This window comes from Polynucleobacter aenigmaticus (genome assembly GCF_002206635.1).
GTDB lineage: Bacteria > Pseudomonadota > Gammaproteobacteria > Burkholderiales > Burkholderiaceae > Polynucleobacter > Polynucleobacter aenigmaticus.
In genome coordinates, this window is record NZ_NGUO01000002.1 from 296,668 (window position 1) to 315,848 (window position 19,181).

The 19,181-nt window shown below is 45.1% G+C and carries 35 protein-coding genes; 33 read left to right on the top strand and 2 right to left on the bottom strand.

The window, feature by feature from the left end:
* Positions 1 to 7 precede the first annotated feature (7 nt).
* The 32 genes from rplD to CBI30_RS02295 all read left to right on the top strand — a co-directional run bounded on the left by rplD (position 8) and on the right by CBI30_RS02295 (position 16,462).
* A complete protein-coding gene (gene rplD, locus CBI30_RS02140; RefSeq protein ID WP_046329377.1) occupies positions 8 to 628 on the top strand; it encodes a 50S ribosomal protein L4 in 621 nt (206 codons plus the stop codon).
* Positions 625 to 939: a 50S ribosomal protein L23 gene (rplW, locus tag CBI30_RS02145; RefSeq protein WP_088526673.1), complete on the top strand. Its 315-nt coding sequence runs from the start codon at positions 625 to 627 to the stop codon at positions 937 to 939. The genes rplD and rplW overlap by 4 nt, the downstream gene beginning before the upstream one ends.
* 2 nt (positions 940 to 941) lie before the next feature.
* Complete coding sequence (gene rplB / locus CBI30_RS02150; RefSeq protein ID WP_088526674.1) at positions 942 to 1,772, top strand: 50S ribosomal protein L2; 831 nt, start codon at positions 942 to 944, stop codon at positions 1,770 to 1,772.
* 25 nt (positions 1,773 to 1,797) lie between these two features.
* Complete coding sequence (gene rpsS / locus CBI30_RS02155; protein WP_046329379.1) at positions 1,798 to 2,076, top strand: 30S ribosomal protein S19; 279 nt, start codon at positions 1,798 to 1,800, stop codon at positions 2,074 to 2,076.
* Between the two features lie 7 nt (positions 2,077 to 2,083).
* The gene (gene rplV, locus CBI30_RS02160; RefSeq protein ID WP_206075536.1) at positions 2,084 to 2,416 is read left to right on the top strand and encodes a 50S ribosomal protein L22; all 333 of its coding nucleotides are present in this window, start codon (positions 2,084 to 2,086) and stop codon (positions 2,414 to 2,416) included.
* Positions 2,417 to 2,424: 8 nt separating this feature from the next.
* Complete coding sequence (gene rpsC, locus CBI30_RS02165; protein WP_088526676.1) at positions 2,425 to 3,255, top strand: 30S ribosomal protein S3; 831 nt, start codon at positions 2,425 to 2,427, stop codon at positions 3,253 to 3,255.
* A gap of 2 nt (positions 3,256 to 3,257) precedes the next feature.
* Positions 3,258 to 3,671 carry a 50S ribosomal protein L16 gene (gene rplP, locus CBI30_RS02170; RefSeq protein ID WP_088526677.1) on the top strand — a complete coding sequence of 138 codons (414 nt, stop codon included), beginning with the start codon at positions 3,258 to 3,260 and terminating at the stop codon, positions 3,669 to 3,671.
* 14 nt (positions 3,672 to 3,685) lie between these two features.
* Positions 3,686 to 3,880 (top strand): 50S ribosomal protein L29, encoded by a 195-nt coding sequence (gene rpmC / locus CBI30_RS02175; RefSeq protein WP_015420239.1) that lies wholly within the window; start codon positions 3,686 to 3,688, stop codon positions 3,878 to 3,880.
* A 12-nt stretch (positions 3,881 to 3,892) separates the two neighbouring features.
* Complete coding sequence (gene rpsQ / locus CBI30_RS02180) at positions 3,893 to 4,162, top strand: 30S ribosomal protein S17 (RefSeq protein ID WP_046329381.1); 270 nt, start codon at positions 3,893 to 3,895, stop codon at positions 4,160 to 4,162.
* 186 nt (positions 4,163 to 4,348) lie between these two features.
* Positions 4,349 to 4,717, top strand: a complete 369-nt coding sequence (gene rplN, locus CBI30_RS02185) for a 50S ribosomal protein L14 (protein ID WP_015420241.1) — start codon at positions 4,349 to 4,351, stop codon at positions 4,715 to 4,717.
* A gap of 9 nt (positions 4,718 to 4,726) precedes the next feature.
* Positions 4,727 to 5,035 (top strand): 50S ribosomal protein L24, encoded by a 309-nt coding sequence (rplX, locus tag CBI30_RS02190; protein WP_088526678.1) that lies wholly within the window; start codon positions 4,727 to 4,729, stop codon positions 5,033 to 5,035.
* A gap of 16 nt (positions 5,036 to 5,051) precedes the next feature.
* The gene (gene rplE / locus CBI30_RS02195; RefSeq protein WP_088526679.1) at positions 5,052 to 5,594 is read left to right on the top strand and encodes a 50S ribosomal protein L5; all 543 of its coding nucleotides are present in this window, start codon (positions 5,052 to 5,054) and stop codon (positions 5,592 to 5,594) included.
* A gap of 9 nt (positions 5,595 to 5,603) precedes the next feature.
* On the top strand, positions 5,604 to 5,909 hold the full coding sequence (gene rpsN, locus CBI30_RS02200; RefSeq protein ID WP_011901913.1) for a 30S ribosomal protein S14: 306 nt from the start codon (positions 5,604 to 5,606) through the stop codon (positions 5,907 to 5,909).
* 24 nt (positions 5,910 to 5,933) lie between these two features.
* Positions 5,934 to 6,329: a 30S ribosomal protein S8 gene (rpsH, locus tag CBI30_RS02205; protein WP_088526680.1), complete on the top strand. Its 396-nt coding sequence runs from the start codon at positions 5,934 to 5,936 to the stop codon at positions 6,327 to 6,329.
* Between the two features lie 10 nt (positions 6,330 to 6,339).
* Positions 6,340 to 6,873, top strand: a complete 534-nt coding sequence (gene rplF / locus CBI30_RS02210) for a 50S ribosomal protein L6 (protein WP_088526681.1) — start codon at positions 6,340 to 6,342, stop codon at positions 6,871 to 6,873.
* 13 nt (positions 6,874 to 6,886) lie between these two features.
* Positions 6,887 to 7,240, top strand: coding sequence for a 50S ribosomal protein L18 (rplR, locus tag CBI30_RS02215; RefSeq protein ID WP_015420247.1), 354 nt, complete (start codon positions 6,887 to 6,889; stop codon positions 7,238 to 7,240).
* Between the two features lie 18 nt (positions 7,241 to 7,258).
* Complete coding sequence (gene rpsE, locus CBI30_RS02220; RefSeq protein ID WP_088526682.1) at positions 7,259 to 7,777, top strand: 30S ribosomal protein S5; 519 nt, start codon at positions 7,259 to 7,261, stop codon at positions 7,775 to 7,777.
* 24 nt (positions 7,778 to 7,801) lie between these two features.
* Positions 7,802 to 7,990, top strand: coding sequence for a 50S ribosomal protein L30 (gene rpmD / locus CBI30_RS02225; RefSeq protein ID WP_046329387.1), 189 nt, complete (start codon positions 7,802 to 7,804; stop codon positions 7,988 to 7,990).
* A 27-nt stretch (positions 7,991 to 8,017) separates the two neighbouring features.
* Positions 8,018 to 8,458 (top strand): 50S ribosomal protein L15, encoded by a 441-nt coding sequence (gene rplO, locus CBI30_RS02230; protein WP_046329388.1) that lies wholly within the window; start codon positions 8,018 to 8,020, stop codon positions 8,456 to 8,458.
* 17 nt (positions 8,459 to 8,475) lie between these two features.
* Positions 8,476 to 9,813: a preprotein translocase subunit SecY gene (gene secY / locus CBI30_RS02235; protein WP_088526683.1), complete on the top strand. Its 1,338-nt coding sequence runs from the start codon at positions 8,476 to 8,478 to the stop codon at positions 9,811 to 9,813.
* A 4-nt stretch (positions 9,814 to 9,817) separates the two neighbouring features.
* Positions 9,818 to 10,036, top strand: a complete 219-nt coding sequence (infA, locus tag CBI30_RS02240) for a translation initiation factor IF-1 (RefSeq protein ID WP_088526684.1) — start codon at positions 9,818 to 9,820, stop codon at positions 10,034 to 10,036.
* A gap of 34 nt (positions 10,037 to 10,070) precedes the next feature.
* Entirely contained in the window at positions 10,071 to 10,187 is a 117-nt protein-coding gene (rpmJ, locus tag CBI30_RS02245; protein WP_012357167.1) for a 50S ribosomal protein L36, read from the top strand.
* A 24-nt stretch (positions 10,188 to 10,211) separates the two neighbouring features.
* Positions 10,212 to 10,577: a 30S ribosomal protein S13 gene (rpsM, locus tag CBI30_RS02250; protein ID WP_088526685.1), complete on the top strand. Its 366-nt coding sequence runs from the start codon at positions 10,212 to 10,214 to the stop codon at positions 10,575 to 10,577.
* Positions 10,578 to 10,595: 18 nt separating this feature from the next.
* Positions 10,596 to 11,003: a 30S ribosomal protein S11 gene (gene rpsK / locus CBI30_RS02255; protein ID WP_011901923.1), complete on the top strand. Its 408-nt coding sequence runs from the start codon at positions 10,596 to 10,598 to the stop codon at positions 11,001 to 11,003.
* 116 nt (positions 11,004 to 11,119) lie between these two features.
* Positions 11,120 to 11,743, top strand: a complete 624-nt coding sequence (gene rpsD, locus CBI30_RS02260; protein ID WP_088526686.1) for a 30S ribosomal protein S4 — start codon at positions 11,120 to 11,122, stop codon at positions 11,741 to 11,743.
* Between the two features lie 23 nt (positions 11,744 to 11,766).
* Positions 11,767 to 12,747: a DNA-directed RNA polymerase subunit alpha gene (locus tag CBI30_RS02265; RefSeq protein ID WP_088526687.1), complete on the top strand. Its 981-nt coding sequence runs from the start codon at positions 11,767 to 11,769 to the stop codon at positions 12,745 to 12,747.
* A gap of 16 nt (positions 12,748 to 12,763) precedes the next feature.
* Positions 12,764 to 13,156 (top strand): 50S ribosomal protein L17, encoded by a 393-nt coding sequence (gene rplQ, locus CBI30_RS02270; RefSeq protein WP_088526688.1) that lies wholly within the window; start codon positions 12,764 to 12,766, stop codon positions 13,154 to 13,156.
* 68 nt (positions 13,157 to 13,224) lie between these two features.
* Entirely contained in the window at positions 13,225 to 13,557 is a 333-nt protein-coding gene (cutA, locus tag CBI30_RS02275; RefSeq protein WP_088526689.1) for a divalent-cation tolerance protein CutA, read from the top strand.
* A 5-nt stretch (positions 13,558 to 13,562) separates the two neighbouring features.
* Positions 13,563 to 15,233, top strand: coding sequence for a protein-disulfide reductase DsbD (dsbD, locus tag CBI30_RS02280; protein WP_088526776.1), 1,671 nt, complete (start codon positions 13,563 to 13,565; stop codon positions 15,231 to 15,233).
* Positions 15,234 to 15,307: 74 nt separating this feature from the next.
* On the top strand, positions 15,308 to 15,898 hold the full coding sequence (locus tag CBI30_RS02285) for a KpsF/GutQ family sugar-phosphate isomerase (RefSeq protein ID WP_088526690.1): 591 nt from the start codon (positions 15,308 to 15,310) through the stop codon (positions 15,896 to 15,898).
* Between the two features lie 120 nt (positions 15,899 to 16,018).
* Entirely contained in the window at positions 16,019 to 16,171 is a 153-nt protein-coding gene (locus CBI30_RS02290) for a type II toxin-antitoxin system RelE/ParE family toxin (RefSeq protein WP_206075521.1), read from the top strand.
* 3 nt (positions 16,172 to 16,174) lie between these two features.
* Entirely contained in the window at positions 16,175 to 16,462 is a 288-nt protein-coding gene (locus CBI30_RS02295; RefSeq protein ID WP_088526692.1) for an addiction module antidote protein, read from the top strand.
* A 139-nt stretch (positions 16,463 to 16,601) separates the two neighbouring features.
* On the opposite strand, the gene hemB is transcribed toward CBI30_RS02295, so the two are convergent.
* Together hemB and yihA are read right to left on the bottom strand one after the other, a co-directional pair.
* On the bottom strand, positions 16,602 to 17,621 hold the full coding sequence (gene hemB, locus CBI30_RS02300) for a porphobilinogen synthase (RefSeq protein WP_088526693.1): 1,020 nt from the start codon (positions 17,619 to 17,621) through the stop codon (positions 16,602 to 16,604).
* Positions 17,605 to 18,270, bottom strand: a complete 666-nt coding sequence (gene yihA / locus CBI30_RS02305) for a ribosome biogenesis GTP-binding protein YihA/YsxC (RefSeq protein ID WP_088526694.1) — start codon at positions 18,268 to 18,270, stop codon at positions 17,605 to 17,607. The genes hemB and yihA overlap by 17 nt, the downstream gene beginning before the upstream one ends.
* Positions 18,271 to 18,384: 114 nt before the next feature.
* Between yihA and CBI30_RS02310 the strand changes: the two genes are divergently transcribed.
* Positions 18,385 to 19,110, top strand: coding sequence for a c-type cytochrome (locus CBI30_RS02310; protein WP_088526695.1), 726 nt, complete (start codon positions 18,385 to 18,387; stop codon positions 19,108 to 19,110).
* Positions 19,111 to 19,181 lie beyond the last annotated feature (71 nt).

Here is a 19,181-nt window from a genome sequence, read left to right on the forward strand (position 1 = left end):
AGCGAATATGGAACTTAAGCTTCTCCAAGACAACGGAACTTTGGGCGCAGGCATTCAAGCCTCACCAGAAGTATTCGAACGTGAATATAACGAAGCATTGGTACACCAAGTTGTTGTGGCTTACCAAGCAAATGCACGTAGTGGTAACCGTGCACAAAAAGACCGTGAGCAAGTTAAGCACACAACCAAAAAACCTTGGCGTCAAAAAGGTACTGGTCGTGCACGTGCTGGTATGAGCTCTTCCCCGCTATGGCGTGGAGGTGGTCGTATATTCCCGAATTCACCTGAAGAAAATTTCAGCCAAAAAGTAAACAAGAAAATGTACCGCGCTGGTATGAGATCTATTTTGTCTCAGTTAGCTCGCGAAGGTCGTTTGAATGTTGTTGACCAATTTACTCTTGATGCTCCAAAGACTAAAGTTTTAGCTGACAAGGTTAAAGCAATGGGATTGGATTCAGTCTTGATCATTGTTGATCAGGTTAGTGAGAACTTGTACTTGGCATCACGTAACTTGCATAAGGTTGCTGTATGTGAGCCACAGCACGCTGATCCATTAGCTTTAGTTCAATACAAAAAAGTATTGGTAAGCAAAGCAGCGATCGCAAAAATTGAGGAGTTGCTGAAATGAGCCAAGTCCGTAAAAACGATCACAGCTTGATGAAGGTTCTGCTTGGACCAGTTATCTCTGAAAAAGCCACTATGGTTGCAGAGAAGAATGAACAAGTAGTATTTCAAGTGATACGCGACGCTAATAAAAGCGATGTGAAACAAGCAGTTGAATTGCTCTTCAAAGTGCAAGTTGACTCTGTTCAAATCGTGAATCAAAAAGGTAAGCCAAAGCGCTATGGCCGTTTTGAAGGTCGTCGTGACCACACTAAGAAGGCCTACGTAAGCTTGAAACCAGGCCAAGAAATTAACTTTGAAGCGGAGGCGAATTAATCATGCCTTTGATGAAGACAAAACCGACCTCACCAGGTCGTCGCTCAATGGTCAAGGTGGTAAATCCTGATCTGCATAAAGGTAAACCTTTTGCAGCATTGGTAGAGCCACAGTTCCAAAAAGCAGGTCGTAACAATAATGGTCACATCACTACTCGTCATAAAGGTGGTGGTCATAAGCATCACTATCGTGTTGTTGATTTCAAACGCAATGACAAAGATGGTATTCCAGCAAAAGTTGAACGCTTGGAATACGACCCAAACCGCAGTGCAAATATTGCATTGATCGTGTTTGCTGATGGTGAGCGTCGCTACATTCTTGCTGCAAAAGGTATGACTGTTGGTCAGCCCTTGATGAGCGGCTCAGAAGCCCCCATCAAGTCTGGTAACAACCTGCCAATTCGTAACATTCCAGTTGGTAGCACCATTCACTGTGTAGAAATGTTGCCAGGAAAAGGTGCGCAAATCGCACGTTCTGCTGGTGGCTCCGCAGTATTGTTGGCTCGTGAAGGTGTATACGCTCAGGTGCGCTTGCGCTCTGGTGAGGTACGCCGTATTTTGATCGAATGCCGTGCCACTATTGGTGAAGTTGGTAATGAAGAGCATAGCTTGCGCGTTATCGGCAAAGCTGGTGCAAATCGCTGGCGTGGTATTCGCCCAACCGTTCGCGGTGTGGCAATGAACCCAGTAGATCACCCGCACGGTGGTGGTGAAGGTAAGACTGGCGAAGGCCGCGTACCTGTATCTCCATGGGGCACACCAACTAAAGGTTATCGTACACGTCGTAACAAGCGTACAACATCGATGATCGTTCAACGCCGTCAGAAGCGCTAAACGAGAAAGCGATTAAGGAAAAGATATGACACGTTCAGCTAAAAAAGGCCCATTTTGCGAAGCCAGCTTAGTAAATAAAGTTGAAGTCGCACAAGCCAACAAAGACAAAAAGCCGATTAAAACTTGGTCACGCCGTTCAACAATTCTTCCAGACTTTATTGGTCTGACAATTGCTGTACACAACGGTCGTCAACACGTTCCGGTATATGTATCAGAAAACATGGTGGGTCATAAGTTAGGCGAATTTGCCTTGACCCGTACTTTCAAAGGTCACGCTGCTGACAAGAAAGTAACGAAGAAGTAAGGGGATGATGATGGAAGTTAAAGCTATTCACAAAGGCGCCCGCATTTCTGCGCAAAAGACACGTTTGGTCGCTGACCAGATTCGTGGTTTGCCGATTGCACGTGCCTTGAACATTTTGAATTTCAGCCCCAAGAAAGCTGCCTTCATTGTGAAAAAAGTTGTTGAGTCTGCAATGGCCAACGCTGAACACAATAAGGGTGCTGATATTGATGAACTCAAGGTTTCAACAATTCTTGTTGATAAAGGTACTTCCTTGAAGCGCTTCACAGCACGTGCTAAGGGTCGTGGCAATCAAATCGAAAAACAAACATGTCACATTACCGTGACCTTGAGTAACTAAGGAAAGATATGGGACAAAAGATAAACCCAACCGGATTCCGACTCTCGGTAACGAAGAACTGGACATCAAAGTGGTATGCAAACAATACTGATTTTGCAAAGATGCTCAAAGAGGACGTAGATGTCCGCATCTATCTTAAGAAGAAATTGAAGAATGCATCTGTAAGCAAGGTAATCATCGAGCGTCCTGCAAAGAATGCACGTATTACTATTTATAGCTCACGTCCAGGTGTTGTGATCGGCAAAAAAGGCGAAGATATTGAAGTTCTCCGTCGTGAACTACAGAAGCGTATGGGCGTTCCAGTCCATGTGAATATCGAAGAAATTCGTAAACCTGAAGTTGATGCTCAATTAATTGCTGATTCAATTACTCAGCAGCTTGAGAAGCGCATTATGTTCCGTCGTGCAATGAAGCGTGCAATGCAAAATGCAATGCGCCTTGGTGCACAAGGAATCAAGATCATGTCTTCTGGTCGTTTGAACGGTGCTGAAATTGCACGTCGCGAATGGTACCGTGAAGGTCGTGTTCCACTTCATACATTGAAGGCTGATATTGATTACGCAACTTCAGAAGCGGAAACAACATACGGCATCATCGGTGTAAAAGTTTGGGTATACAAAGGCGATACATTGGGTCGTGGTGCTGATGCTCCAGCAGTAACAGCAGAGCCAGCGGCTGATGAGAAGAAGCCACGTCGCGCACCCGCTAAAACAACCGCACGCAAACCAGCGGCTGACAGCAAGCCATTAGTTGCTGCTAAGCCAACAGTGAAGCGTGCACCGAAAGCTGTTGAAGCCGTTGAAGCCGTAAGTGCTGAAGCGCAGAAGTCAGGAGAGTAAGCATGCTACAACCAAAGCGTCGTAAGTATCGCAAGGAACAAAAGGGACGTAACACTGGCGTGGCAACACGCGGTAGCTCAGTAGCCTTTGGTGACTTTGGACTGAAAGCTATTGGCCGTGGTCGTTTGACTGCACGTCAGATTGAATCTGCACGTCGCGCAATGACCCGTCACATTAAGCGTGGTGGCCGTATCTGGATTCGCATTTTCCCAGACAAGCCAATTTCACAAAAGCCAGCTGAAGTACGTATGGGTAACGGTAAAGGTAATCCAGAGTACTACGTAGCAGAAATTCAACCAGGCAAGATTTTGTACGAGATGGATGGAGTGGATGAAACATTGGCGCGCGAAGCTTTTAAGCTTGCCGCTGCTAAGTTGCCATTGCAAACCACTTTCGTGATTCGCCACTTAGGTTGATCGGGATAGAGATTATGAAAAAGACAGAATTAGCATCCAAAGATCTGGTTGCCCTAAATGCAGAATTAACAGAGCTCTTGAAGACTAGCTTCAAACTCCGTATGCAAAAAGGCACTCAGCAACTCACAAATACCAGCCAATTGGGTAAGACTAAGCGTGAAATTGCTCGCGTAAAGACTTTTATTACCCAAAAAACTGCACAGAAATAAGGAAAAAGGGATATGACAGAATTATCTAAACCCTTGCGCCGCACCCTAGTGGGTCGTGTCGTTAGTGACAAAATGCAAAAAACTGTGACTGTGCTAGTTGAGCGCCAAGTAAAACATGCGCTTTATGGCAAATATGTTGGACAGTCCAAAAAATACCATGCTCATGACGAAGCTGGCCAATACAAGATGGGTGATACCGTTGAAATTGCCGAATCTAGGCCAATTTCTCGCACTAAATCTTGGGTTGTAACCCGTTTAGTTCAGGAATCAAAGGGTATTTAAAGAAATATTAAGAGATTTGGCAAAGTTTCTTGCCAAATCTCTAATTTACGTAGTATGATAGAAGGCTTCTCTGGTTTTATTGTGAGAAGCAGTGTTTTTTCATTAATTCCGGGTTTTAACTTTCGTTAAGGCCCCTAGACGGAACCAAGACTGTTTGCCTTTGGCTAACAAGTTGGGGATTAGAAAATGATTCAGACCGAAAGTAGATTACAGGTCGCCGATAATACAGGCGCCAGTGAAGTTTTGTGCATCAAGGTATTGGGCGGCTCTAAGCGTCGTTACGCCAGTATCGGTGATGTCATCAAAGTGACTGTAAAGTCCGCAGCTCCACGTGGCCGTGTAAAAAAAGGTGATATTTATAACGCCGTAGTAGTGAGAACTGCTAAGGGTGTACGCCGTCCAGATGGTTCATTGATTAAGTTCGATGGCAACGCTGCGGTATTGCTCAACGCGAAGTTAGAGCCAATTGGCACACGTATCTTTGGACCAGTCACACGCGAGTTGCGTACTGAAAAGTTCATGAAGATCGTTTCTCTCGCCCCCGAAGTTATTTAAGAGGCTGATATGAAAAAGATTCGTAAAGGTGATTCAGTAGTTCTGTTGACTGGCCGCGATAAGGGCAAGCAAGGAACAGTTATTGGCGTTCTCGAGAACAAATTAGTGATCGAAGGCGTAAATATTTATAAAAAGAGCGTTAAGCCAAATCCAGCAGCCGGTGTTACTGGCGGCATGATTGACAAGACGATGCCTGTTCACATTTCTAATGTGGCTGTAGTTGACGGTAACGGCAAACCATCACGTGTTGGTATCAAACTCGTAGATGGCAAAAAGCAGCGTTTCCTCAAAACTACTGGCGCAACTTTAAGCGCATAAGGGGCACGGAGAAATTATGAGCACACGTTTACAAGAACACTATCAAGATAAAGTCGTTGCAGATTTGATCGCCAAATTTGGTTACAAGTCAGTAATGCAAGTTCCACGTATCACCAAGGTGACCCTGAATATGGGCCTGGGCGATGCAGTGAACGACAAGAAGATTATCGAAAATGCAGTTGGTGATTTGACTAAAGTAGCAGGTCAGAAACCAGTTGTAACAAAAGCAAAAAAAGCGATTGCTGGTTTTAAAATTCGTCAAGGTTACCCAATCGGTGCCATGGTTACATTGCGCGGTCAGCGCATGTATGAATTTTTAGATCGCTTCGTAACTGTTGCTTTGCCACGCGTACGTGACTTCCGCGGAATTTCCGGTAAGGCATTTGACGGCCGTGGTAACTACAACATCGGCGTTAAAGAGCAAATCATTTTCCCTGAAATCGAATACGACAAAATTGATGCCCTTCGTGGTCTCAATATCAGTATTACGACGACCGCTAAGACTGACGAAGAAGCAAAAGCTTTGTTAGCAGCGTTCAAATTCCCTTTCCGCAATTAAGAGGCTAACGTGGCAAAACTATCCCTAATTGAGCGCGAGAATAAGCGCGCAAAAACTGTAGAGAAGTACGCTGTAAAGCGTGCTGAGCTCAAGGCAATCATTGCTGACCAATCACGCAGCGATGAAGAGCGATATGAAGCTCGCTTGAAGCTACAGGCACTTCCACGTAACGCAAGCCCGATTCGTCAAAGAAATCGTTGTTCATTAACCGGTCGTCCACGTGGCACATTCCGTAAGTTTGGTTTGGCCCGTAGCAAGATTCGTGAAATCGCCTTCCGTGGCGAAATCCCCGGTTTAACCAAGGCCAGCTGGTAAGCGGCGAAAGAATTAGGAGAACTCATGAGTATCAGCGATCCAATCGCCGACATGTTGACAAGGATTCGTAATGCGCAAGCAGTACAGAAGCCTTTAGTCATGATGCCGTCGTCAAAAGTTAAAGTAGCTATTGCAAAAGTCTTGCAGGATGAAGGTTATATCGATAGTTTTGAAATCAAAGGTGAAGCAGCTAAGCCAGTGCTACACATTGAACTCAAATACTATGCAGGCCGTCCTGTTATTGAGCGTATTGACCGTGTTTCAACACCAAGTCTACGTATCTATAAAGGCCGCCACGACATTCCTGAAGTCATGAATGGCTTGGGCATTGCAATTATTTCAACCCCACAAGGCGTAATGACAGACCGCAAAGCCCGTGCAAACGGCGTTGGTGGCGAAGTTATTTGCTACGTCGCGTAAGGAGAGAAATATGTCCCGCGTTGGTAAATCACCTATTCCAGTACCTAAGGGCGCTGAGATCAGCATCAACGGTGCAACTATTACTGTTAAAGGCCCATTAGGTACTTTGACACATAATTTGCACCCTTCTGTTGGTTTGAAACAAGAAGATGGCGTATTGACAGTTGTTTTAAATAACAACTCACCAGAAGCTGGTGCACAGTCAGGTACAGCTCGTGCTTTAGTAAACAATATGGTTGTTGGCGTTACTACAGGCTTTGAGCGCAAGCTCAGCTTGGTAGGCGTTGGTTACCGTGCTGCTGCTCAAGGCGAATCATTGAAGTTGCAGTTAGGTTTCTCGCACGACATTATTTACAACCTGCCAGTGGGTGTAAAGGCTGAGACTCCAACTCAAACTGAAATTATTATTAGAGGCTCCAACAAGCAGCAAGTTGGCCAGGTCGCAGCTGAAGTTCGCGCATACCGTTCACCAGAGCCATATAAAGGCAAAGGCGTTCGATACGTTGACGAAGTTGTGCATCTGAAAGAAACCAAGAAGAAGTAAGCGAGATTAAAAAATGAATAAAGACGAATCCAGACAAAGACGTGCTAGGCAGACTCGTATTCGCATTGCCGAAGCATTGGCAAATCGCTTAACAGTTATCCGTAGCAATTCACATATTTCTGCACAGGTATATAGCCCTTGTGGAACCAAAGTTGTAGCAGCTGCTTCAACAATGGAAAAAGATTTGCGCCAGGCAATCAAAAACGGCGGAAACGCTGATGCTGCTAAACAAATCGGCAAGTTAGTTGCTGAGCGTGCTGTTAAAGCAGGCATTGTTGATGTTGCATTTGATCGCTCCGGTCATCGTTATCACGGCCGTATTAAGGCCTTAGCTGAAGCTGCGCGTGAAGCCGGCCTGAAGTTCTAATAGGGTTTAGGAAAAAACATGGCAAAAATGCAAAACAAGATGCAAAACGAAGAGCGTGATGACGGTCTTCGCGAGAAGATGATTGCTGTTAATCGTGTAACTAAAGTCGTTAAGGGTGGTCGTATTCTCGGCTTCGCTGCACTGACAGTAGTTGGCGATGGCGATGGTCGTATCGGTATGGGCAAGGGCAAATCAAAAGAAGTTCCAGTTGCTGTTCAAAAGGCGATGGACGAAGCACGTCGCAAGATGATCAAAGTTACCTTACGTAAAGGTACTTTGCAACATACTGTTACTGGACAACATGGCGCATCACGCGTTTTGATTTCTCCAGCTAAAGACGGTACAGGCATTATTGCTGGTGGGCCAATGCGCGCAATTTTTGATGTAATGGGCGTAACTAACGTAGTTGCTAAGTCACTTGGTTCTACCAACCCTTACAACTTGGTTCGTGCAACGATTAATGGTTTGAGCAAGATGAGCACTCCTGCTGAGATTGCTGCTAAGCGCGGTAAGTCAGTTGAAGAGATTCTCGGCTAAGACCAAAAGATTAGGAATCTATAAATGACAACAACTAACTCTAAAGTCAAACTGCAATTAGTACGCAGCTTGATCGGCACACGCGAAAGCCACCGTGCAACTGTTCGCGGCCTGGGCCTGCGTCGTATCAATTCTGTATCAGAATTGGAAGATACGCCAGCTGTTCGCGGAATGATTAATAAAGTTTCTTATCTAGTTAAAGTCGTTGGCTAATAACTAGCAAGTAAATAGGCGAAGAATATGCAACTCAATACACTCAAACCCGCAGCGGGCTCCAATAAAAATCGTCGTCGCGTAGGTCGCGGCATCGGTTCCGGTCTTGGAAAAACAGCTGGTCGTGGTCACAAAGGTCAAAAGTCACGTTCAGGCGGATTCCACAAGGTTGGATTCGAGGGCGGTCAGATGCCTATGTATCGTCGTTTGCCAAAACGCGGTTTCGTGTCATTGACACGTCGTCACGTTGGTCAAATTACTTTGAACGATTTAGCAAAAATTAACTTGCCAGAAGTGGACTTGTTAGTTTTGAGAGCTCATGGTTTTGCTGGTGAGCAGATCAATTCAGTAAAAGTTATTAAAACTGGTGAGCTCAGCATTGCTGTAACCCTCAAGGGCATCACAGCTACTGCAGGTGCAAAAGCAGCGATTGAAGCAGCTGGTGGCAAATTGGTTGATTTGGTTTAATCGACTTTAAGTAAAAGATGGCACTCTCACCTAAAAACACAGCAAATATTGCTCAACCAGGAAACAAGTTTGGCGAATTACGCCAACGCTTGATATTCCTGGTATTGGCATTGCTCGTGTTCCGCTTAGGTGCGCATATTCCTGTGCCAGGTATTGACCCAGACCAATTAGCTCAACTGTTTTCAGGTCAAAAAGATGGTATTTTGGGAATGTTTAATTTGTTCTCAGGCGGCGCGTTATCCCGCTTTACCGTTTTTGCTTTAGGAATCATGCCGTACATTTCTGCATCGATCATCATGCAATTAATGACGATTGTTGTCCCTACATTGGAGTCTTTGAAAAAAGAAGGCCAAGCTGGACAGCGCAAGATTACTCAGTACACCCGTTACGGCACTGTTTTATTAGCAACATTCCAGGCATTGGGTATTTCCGTAGCTCTGCAAGCTCAACCAGGCTTGGTGATAAACCCAGGTTTGATGTTTGAATTGAATACTGTGGTAACTCTAGTAACCGGCACAATGTTCTTGATGTGGTTAGGCGAGCAAATTACTGAGCGTGGCCTAGGTAACGGTATCTCGATCATTATTTTCGGCGGCATTGTTTCTGGCCTGCCAACTGCAATCGGTAGTTTGCTCGAATTAGTGCGCACCGGTTCAATGAATATTCTCTCTGCATTGCTAATCGTAGTGATATGTATTGCTGTGACTTATTTTGTAGTGTTTGTAGAGCGTGGCCAACGCCGTATTTTGGTGAACTACGCTAAGCGTCAAGTTGGCAACAAGGTCTATGGCGGTCAATCTTCCTACTTCCCATTGAAGTTGAACATGGCTGGCGTGATTCCTCCAATTTTTGCGTCATCTATTATTTTGTTTCCTGCAACGATTGCTGGCTGGTTTACATCGGGTGAGCCAACAAACATGTTTAGCAGAATTATTAAGGACTTGGCAGCTACATTAGCTCCAGGCCAGCCGGTTTATACAATTTTGTATGCAGCTGCGATTATTTTCTTCTGCTTCTTCTATACAGCGTTAGTTTTCAATAGTCGTGAGACTGCGGATAACTTGAAAAAGAGCGGTGCCTTTGTTCCAGGCATTCGTCCTGGCGATCAGACAGGTCGTTATATCGACAAGATCTTGGTTCGATTGACATTGGCTGGTGCGGTTTATATGGTTTTAGTATGTTTGTTACCTGAATTCTTGGTGTTGAAGTACAACGTGCCATTCTATTTTGGCGGTACTTCCTTGTTGATTATTGTCGTTGTTGCAATGGATTTCATGGCGCAAGTTCAGTCATTCGTAATGCAGCAACAGTATGGTTCTTTGATGAAAAAAGCTAACTTTAAGATGGGCGCTTAACTGAATGTCTAAAGACGATGTAATTCAGATGGCGGGAGAAATTATTGAGAATTTGCCGAACGCAATGTTTCGCGTAAAGCTAGAAAACGGACATGTGGTTCTAGGGCACATTTCTGGAAAGATGAGGATGCATTACATCCGCATATTGCCAGGAGATAAGGTGACGGTGGAGTTGACTCCATACGACCTAACCCGTGCCAGAATCATATTCCGAGCGAAGTAAAGATTAAGTTGTACATATTTTTAAGAGGTGAGTTATGAAAGTTTTAGCATCCGTTAAGTGTATTTGCAGAAATTGCAAGATCATTAAGCGCAAACGTGTTGTTCGCGTGATCTGTTCTTCAGACGCACGTCATAAGCAGCGTCAAGGCTGATCTGGTTAATTAAGAGGAAATCTCATGGCACGTATCGCTGGGGTAAATATCCCAAATCATCAACACACTGTCATTGGTTTGACAGCAATTTTTGGCATTGGCACAACTCGTGCACGCAAAATTTGCCAGACCACAGGTGTTGCTATCGACAAAAAAGTTAAAGATCTTACTGACGGTGACTTGGAAAAGTTACGTGATGAAGTAGGTAAATTCATTACTGAAGGTGACCTTCGTCGTGAAGTAACGATGAGTATCAAGCGTTTGATGGACTTAGGCTGCTACCGCGGCGTACGTCATCGCAAAGGCTTGCCTGTACGTGGTCAACGCACCAAGACTAATGCGCGTACCCGTAAGGGCCCACGTAAGTCTGGCGTGCAACTTAAGAAATAATCAAGAAAGTTTATTGACATGGCAAAACAACAATCCGCTTCCGCAGCTTCACAGCGCGCACGCAAGAAGGTTAAAAAGAACGTTGCTGACGGTATTGCACACGTTCACGCTTCTTTTAATAACACCATTATTACGATCACTGATCGTCAAGGAAATGCGCTTTCATGGGCAACTTCTGGCGGCCAAGGTTTTAAAGGTTCACGTAAATCAACACCTTTTGCTGCTCAGGTAGCTGCAGAAGTAGCCGGTAAAGCTGCTGTTGAATGCGGAATCAAGAACTTGGAAGTTCAGATCAAGGGTCCAGGCCCAGGTCGTGAATCAGCAGTTCGTGCATTGAATTCATTGGGTATCAAGATCACTGAGATTCAAGACGTAACTCCAGTTCCGCATAATGGTTGCCGTCCTCCTAAGCGTCGTCGTATTTAAGCTGGGAAGTTGGTAGTACAAGTTTTAGTAGTTTTTTATTAAAGCCCACTGTTCACCTGATTTAAAAGGTGAACTCACCGTCAGTCGTGAGACTGCGGCAAAGAAAGGAAAGCATCGTGGCACGTTACTTAGGGCCTAAGGCCAAATTAGCCCGTCGGGAAGGTACCGACTTATTTTTAAAGAGCGCACGTCGCGCCCTGTCAGACAAGTGCAAGTTAGATACTAAGCCTGGTCAACATGGCCGTACATCTGGCTCAAGAACATCTGATTACGGTAATCAATTGCGTGAAAAGCAAAAGGTTAAGCGTATGTACGGAATTTTAGAGCGTCAGTTCCGTCGTTACTTCGCAGAAGCTGAGCGTCGTAAGGGCAATACTGGCTCAACATTGCTCCAGTTGTTGGAATCACGCCTTGATAACGTTGTTTATCGTATGGGCTTCGGTTCTACTCGTGCTGAAGCGCGTCAATTGGTTTCCCATTGTGCAATTTTGCTAAATGGTAGCCCAGTAAATATTCCATCTATTCAGGTTAAGCCTGGTGATGTAGTTGCGATTCGTGAAAAAGCGAAGAAGCAAACTCGTATTTCAGAATCACTCAATTTGGTTCAGCAGATGGCAGCAGTTGGCTGGGTATCAGTCGATGCAGCGAAGCTGGAGGGAACATTTAAGCAAGTGCCTGACCGTGAAGACATTAGCGGCGAAATTAATGAAAGTTTGATCGTTGAATTGTATTCACGCTAATTAGGCACTCTCAAGGAAAAAATATGCAAACAAATTTGCTCAAGCCAAAAATTATTTCTGTTGAAGCGCTTACCGCCAACCAAGCTAAGGTTGTTATGGAGCCGTTCGAGCGTGGCTATGGCCACACACTCGGCAACGCATTACGTCGTGTTTTGTTGTCCTCGATGGTTGGTTATGCACCAACTGAAGTTGCAATCGCAGGCGTTGTTCATGAGTACTCCACATTAGATGGCGTTCAAGAGGATGTAGTTAACCTCTTGTTGAACCTCAAAGGTATCGTATTCAAGTTGCAGTCACGTGATGAAGTAACTATCAATTTGCGTAAAGAAGGTCCAGGCGTTGTTACAGCAAAAGATATCGACTTGCCACATGACGTAGAAATCATTAACCCGGATCACGTTATCGCTCACTTGTCTGCTGGTGGCAAGTTGGATATGCAGATCAAGGTTGAAAAAGGCCGTGGCTATGTACCAGGCAATATGCGTCAATACCACGACGAAGCTACCAAGATTATTGGCCGCATCGTGTTGGATGCCTCATTTAGCCCAGTTAGCCGTGTTAGCTACGCTGTTGAGTCTGCTCGTGTAGAGCAACGTACCGATCTCGATCGTCTCGTAATGACCATCGAAACAAACGGTGTGTTGTCCCCAGAAGAAGCAATTCGTCAGGCAGCTACCATTTTGGTTGATCAGTTAGTTGTATTCGCAGCCCTCGAAAGCAGCGAAATTTCTGGTGATCTCGCACCAAGCCGCTCTTCAATGGTTGATCCAATGTTGATGCGTCCAGTTGATGATCTCGAACTCACAGTTCGCTCTGCTAACTGCTTGAAGGCTGAGAACATTTATTACATTGGTGACTTGATTCAACGTACAGAGAATGAATTGTTGAAGACGCCTAATTTAGGTCGCAAGTCTTTGAATGAAATCAAAGATGTATTGGCGGCTCGTGGCTTAAGTCTTGGTATGAAACTCGAAAGCTGGCCTCCAGCTAACCTCGAGAAATAATTAGAAAGGAAGCACCATGCGTCACGGAAACGGATTACGCAAACTAAACAGAACATCATCACATCGCCTAGCGATGCTGCGCAACATGTCCAATTCTCTTTTGGAGCACGAAGTGATTAAAACCACTTTGCCAAAAGCAAAAGAATTGCGCATGGTTGTTGAGCCCTTGATTACCTTAGGTAAAAAAGATTGCTTAGCAAATCGTCGCTTAGCATTCAATCGCACACGTGATCGCGATATCGTGACCAAACTCTTTACAGAGCTCGGCCCACGTTATGCAACTCGTCCGGGTGGCTACCTTCGTATTTTGAAGTTCGGCTTCCGTCATGGCGATAATGCGCCAATGGCTTTGGTTGAGTTGCTTGATCGTCCAGAAGTTGATGAAACAGTAATAGCTGAAGAGGCTTAAGCCCTTTAGCAAGATTAAAAGCCAGGCTTCGGTCTGGCTTTTTTCATTTTTACGGTTATAAATACAGAATGACTATGAATCCATCTTCTGAATTGCTCCTTGTGGTGACTAGCTTCCCCAAGCTAGAGGATGCTCAAGCCATGGCTCGCAAACTCGTTGAGAATCGCTTAGCAGCATGCGTGCAAATACAGGAAGGCATTCATTCCATTTATCACTGGGACGGTAAGGTATGCGAAGAGAAAGAGGTGCTGCTGTCTGCCAAGACGGTGGCAGATAAGTGGCTTGAAATATCTGATTTTATTAAAAGCCATCATCCTTACGATCTTCCAGAAGTTCTTGGATTTCATCCTGAAAAATACGAAGAGCAATATGGCAAATGGGTGCAAGCGGAGGTAAAGTGATTGCCATGAGATTCATCACAAAACTTCTTCCGCTAATTGCAGCATTTCTTCTTGTGCTTGGCAATGCTGTTGCCGCACCAGAATTTCTTCCGCCTGAAAAAGCTTTCCAAGCTGAGGCGACTTGGGCGCCAATTACCAATGATATCGAGCTAGAGATATCCCCAGCAAAGGGATATTACATTTATCAACAATCCCTACATTTGAAAATGGGCACGCAAGCCAATAAATTAGGGCTTGTGAAGACTTCACTACCGGCTGGCATTGAAAAGTTTGATGAGACTTTTCAAAAGAAGATGCAAATCTACAAGCAAGCATTTCTCATTACCCTAGATAAGAAGGCTGAACTCGGTAAGCCAGTGTATGTAGAGTTGGAGCTGCAAGGATGCGCTGAAGCTGGCATTTGTTATCCACCAATGACCCTAAAGTTTTTGCTTGCCGGACCTGGAGTAAAAGCAGGGCCTATTCCTGAGGTTTTGGATGGAGCCAACAATGCATCGCCAAAAGAACAATTTAGCTTGATGGATATATGGCGTGAACGTGATGATGTCAATGCTATTGGCCGATTCTTGGAGGGGACTCCAACGGGCTATTTATTTATAGCATTCTTTATTTTGGGTTTGGCTCTGGCTTTCACGCCTTGTGTACTGCCTATGCTTCCCATTCTGTCGAGCGTGGTCTTTGGAACTCAAGGCAATAAATCTATCAGCAAGGGCCGTGCAAGCCTCTTAGCGGTAGCTTATGTACTTGGTATGGCCTCTGTATACGCTCTTGCTGGGGTGTTGATGGCTGCGCTTGGTGGAAGTGTGCAAAGAGCCTTGCAGAGCCCCATAGCCCTTAGCGGATTTGCATTGCTGCTATTGGGTCTATCTGGAAGCCTGTTTGGCTTATATGATCTTCGATTGCCGCAGTCATGGCATCAGCAGATTGATCGACTTGCAGGACGCCATCAAGGCGGGAGCATTGCCGGTGCTTTTGCCTTAGGCGGTATATCCACTCTGGTTGCTAGTCCTTGCATTACAGCCCCATTAGCCGGGGTACTCGCATTTATTGCTCAAACAGGCTCAATGAGTTTAGGCGCAGGATTGTTGTTCGTCATGGCCTTAGGAATGGGCTTGCCTCTGCTGTTTATTGCCATCGAGGCACGCATCTTGATTCCTTCAACTGGTATCTGGATGGTTTGGTTGCAAAGAACACTAGGTGTTTTGTTGGTAGCAACAGCTGCGTGGATAGCTTCTCCATTGATTCAGGGTGGAAGTGGTGGATCTAGCAATATCGCTACTAATGGCCAAGGTCAGCACCAGATTGGCGATGCTCGGTTTTCTGTTATTGAGTCTAATGCGCAGTTAGACCAATTTTTAGCACAAGCAAAAGAACAGAAAAAATTAGTTTTGTTAGATTTTTATGCAGACTGGTGCATCTCTTGCAAGGAGATGGAGGTGAATACCTTTGCTAATTCTGAAGTGAATCGAGACTTACAGAATTTCGTTTTGTTGCAGGCGGATGTAACAAAAAACAGTGCTGATAATCAGGCCTTGCTCAAGCGCTTTGGTTTATTCGGGCCGCCTGGCATTCTGTTTTTTGATCTCAACTCAATTGAGCAAAAAGATCAGCGTGTGATTGGTTATATGCCACCACAACGTTTTTCTGAGCGCCTGAAAAAAGCCTTAGGCAACTAATTGCGGGTATCCGAGTTCTGTGATTGGCGGACTGTTATGCATCCAAGCTGCATCTTTAATAATCGGAGTAATTCTTGCAAAAACTAATTCAAGACGTACTCGCTGCCGAAGCCAAGGCGATTAGCTCCATCTCAGATCAAAACCCATTTCAGCAATGTACTGAACTCTTTTTGAGGGCTAAGGCTAATGGTGGAAAGCTTGTCATTAGTGGCGTAGGCAAAGCTGGTGAGGTTGGCAAAAAAATGGCTGTTACTTTTTGTTCGGTAGGTTTACCGAGTGTATTTTTGCATCCACTGGAGGCGCAACATGGTGATCTGGGGCTTCTTCACCAAAATGATGTACTGATGCTGATTTCAAACTCTGGTCAAACCCGTGAAATCTTGGAGCTAGAGACTTTAGCCAAGCGATTAATACCCTCCCTGCAAATTATTGCGATCACGGGCAAGCAAAACTCACCATTAGCCAATAAGTCTAATTACGTGCTTTGGACTGGAGATCCGACAGAGGCATGTCCTTTAGGCTTAACGCCAACAACTTCAACGACATGCATGTCTGTTATAGGTGATGTCCTAGCGGTTTTGGTGGTGCAAATGTCTGGATACGGGGCTAATGACTATGCTTTGCGCCATCATAGCGGTTACCTTGGTAGCAAGGCAAAGGGGTAGCGACATTTAGGCGGTTGACTTTTGTATCCAAATGGATACAATACATAAACGCTTTACATCATCCAGTAAACCGAGTCATTTGAAGCATGGCACGACTCCATTAAGGATCTACGTGCCAAAGTGGCTATCGCTCGACGTATTGATATAGGCGCTGGCTATCGGGTGTACTACACCATGCGAGAGAAGATCATGGTGATCTTATTGGCTGGTGGCACTAAGAGTTCGCAGCAGACGGATATTAAAAAAGCGATTGCATTGGCTAAGGAGTTTTAAATTATGAAAACAGCACAAAAACTAAAAGCATTCGATATTACTCGCTACCTTGATAGCGAAGAGGCTATTGCCGAGTACTTATCCCAGGTATTAGAGGGTGGCGACAATGATGAGCTTATTCGCTCATTGGGTCATATTGCCAAAGCTAAAGGTATGGCTGCCGTTGCCAAAGAATCGGGTTTAGGTCGCGAAAGCCTCTACAAAGCATTGACTGTGGGATCGCAACCCCGCTTTGACACTATTTCCAAAGTTATTCATGCGTTGGGCTTAAAGATTAGCGTTCACGCGTGACCGCTCCTCAGGCGGAACATATGTCTCTATTAACAACGAGTCGAATAAAGAAATTAATAATTTACGGGTTATCAATCAATAATGAAAATTATTGAACACATGATGATTTAAGCAATATTAATCATAGAAATCACCCTAATTACTGATTCGCTTTCAGGAGGCGTGCAGCCTCAAGTGCAAAGTAAGTCAGAATGCCATCGGCGCCAGCGCGCTTAAATGCAAGCAATGACTCCATCATCACGGCGTCATGATCAAGCCAACCATTTTGTGCTGCAGCTTTCAGCATGGCGTATTCACCGCTGACTTGATAGGCATAAGTAGGATAGTCAAACTCTTCTCTAACTCTGCGAACGATATCTAAATAAGGCATACCAGGTTTGACCATGACCATGTCAGCACCTTCACCAATATCTAGTGCAACTTCCCGCAAAGCCTCGTCAGTATTGGCGCAATCCATTTGGTAGGTTTTTTTATCAGCCTTACCTAAATTTGTTGCAGAGCCTACCGCATCACGAAATGGGCCATAAAAAGCAGAGGCATATTTAGCTGAGTAAGCCATGATGCGCGTATGAATCAAATTCTGTAGCTCGAGTGCCTCGCGGATTTTTCCAATGCGACCATCCATCATGTCGGATGGTGCAACGATATCTACCCCAGCTTGTGCTTGAGTAACTGCCTGTTGAACTAAGATTGCGGTGGTTTCGTCATTCAGAATACGACCTTGCTCATCTAAGACGCCGTCTTGGCCATGACTGGTGTAAGGATCAAGCGCTACATCCGTCATGATGCCTAAATTAGGGAAGCGCTTCTTGAGTTCACGCACCGCAGCCGGAATTAATCCATTGGGATTAAAAGCTTCTTTGCCATCAGGTGTTTTTAAGGCGGCATCGATGACTGGAAAGAGCGCCATGACTGGAATGCCTAGTGACACACATTCTTCTGCGACATTTAACAGTAGGTCAAGTGAAACGCGGTTCACGCCCGGCATTGAGGAAACGGCTTGAGATTGGTTTTTCCCTTCCAATAAAAAGACTGGATAAATGAGATCGCTTGCGCTGACCTGATTTTCTTGCATTAGGCGACGTGACCAATCATCACGACGCATGCGACGCGGACGATGGGCCGGAAAGTTCAACAAAGAGTTAGCTTGTGATTTCATCTTTTTGAGTCTCTGCTTCAAATAACCATTTAATAACAATATTGTTGGCCTCTTCAAGACCAATTCGCTTGGTGCTCGAAAATAATTGTGCCGTAAGTTGTTTGGAATCACCTGTGCCATCTGGAAGGGCTGGATCATATTGCTGTAACTGTTTCCGGACCGCTTCAATGGCATGCTTACATTCACTTTTATTGAGCTTGTCGCACTTACTCAGCAAAACATGGATCGGCTTACCGGTTGGCACAAACCATTGAATCATTTGTTCGTCCAGTTCGGTAATGCCGCGCCTAGAGTCCACAATGAGAATCATGCCTACTAACTGCTCTCGCTCCTGCAGGTAATCGCTTAGGAGGGCATTCCAGTGATATTTAATCTCGCGATTAACCGCTGCATAGCCATATCCCGGTAAATCGACTAAATAGGCTAAAAGGTCATCTTTTGCAAAAAGGCCAAAATAATTGATATGTTGGGTGCGGCCAGGCGTTTTACTAGCAAAAGCGAGCCTTTTTTGATTGCAAAGTACATTAATGGCGCTAGATTTACCCGCATTTGAGCGCCCGGCAAAGGCCACCTCACGGAGTGGAGTGGCAGGCAGGCAGTGGGTGTCATTGACTGTGGTCGAGAATCGGGCTTGAAAGAGTTTAGACATGTCCAGAAGCTATTGTAAAATCACGCAAAATCATGAAATATCTCATGGTGTTGGGTAAAAGGTTGTAAAAGTAGGGCCCAAACACTTTTAGGAATTTTTGCCAAGGTAAACATAATGCGTCAAACCCCTCAAATCTCCAAACTAACTAGCCTACGTGCTGGTTTTGCAGTTCTTTCTATTTTCGCTCTAAGTGGCATTGCGACTCAAGCTTTTGCGGCAGATCCTGCGCCAATGGCTCCAGCGGCAGAAGCTAAGGCGGCGGTTCCAGGTAAGCCAAAGGCTGATGCGGCTGCTGGTGAAGCCCTTTACTCTAACGGCGACGCTAGCCGTGGCGTTACTGCTTGCCTTACTTGCCACGGCCCTAAAGGCCAGAGTGCAACAGCTACTTGGCCTAAGTTGTCAGCCCAGCATGCAGCGTATACAAACAAGCAGTTAAAGAACTTTAAAGACGGCACGCGTGCTAATCCGGTCATGATGGGTATGGTTGCCACCTTAACTGATCAAGATATGCAAAATATTGCTGCGTACTTAGTTAAGCAGCCAGCTTCATTAGGCGTTGCTCAGAATAAGGACACTATTGAGCTTGGCCAAAGCATCTACCGTGGTGGTATTGCCGCCAAAGGTGTTCCAGCATGTGCAGCATGTCATAGCCCAACTGGTGCTGGTATCCCATCACAATACCCACGTATGGGTGGTCAATGGGCTGAATACAATGCAGCACAGTTGATGGCTTTCCGTGAAGGCACTCGTAAAAATAGTACTCAGATGACAACGATTGCTACCAAGCTTTCGGATCAAGAAATGAAGGCAGTTTCTGATTACATGGCAGGCTTGCATTAATAGTTACGCTGAGTTAAAAAACAAAACCCCGCTACATTAGCAAGCCGTTAACAAATTAAGTTGAAATGCAA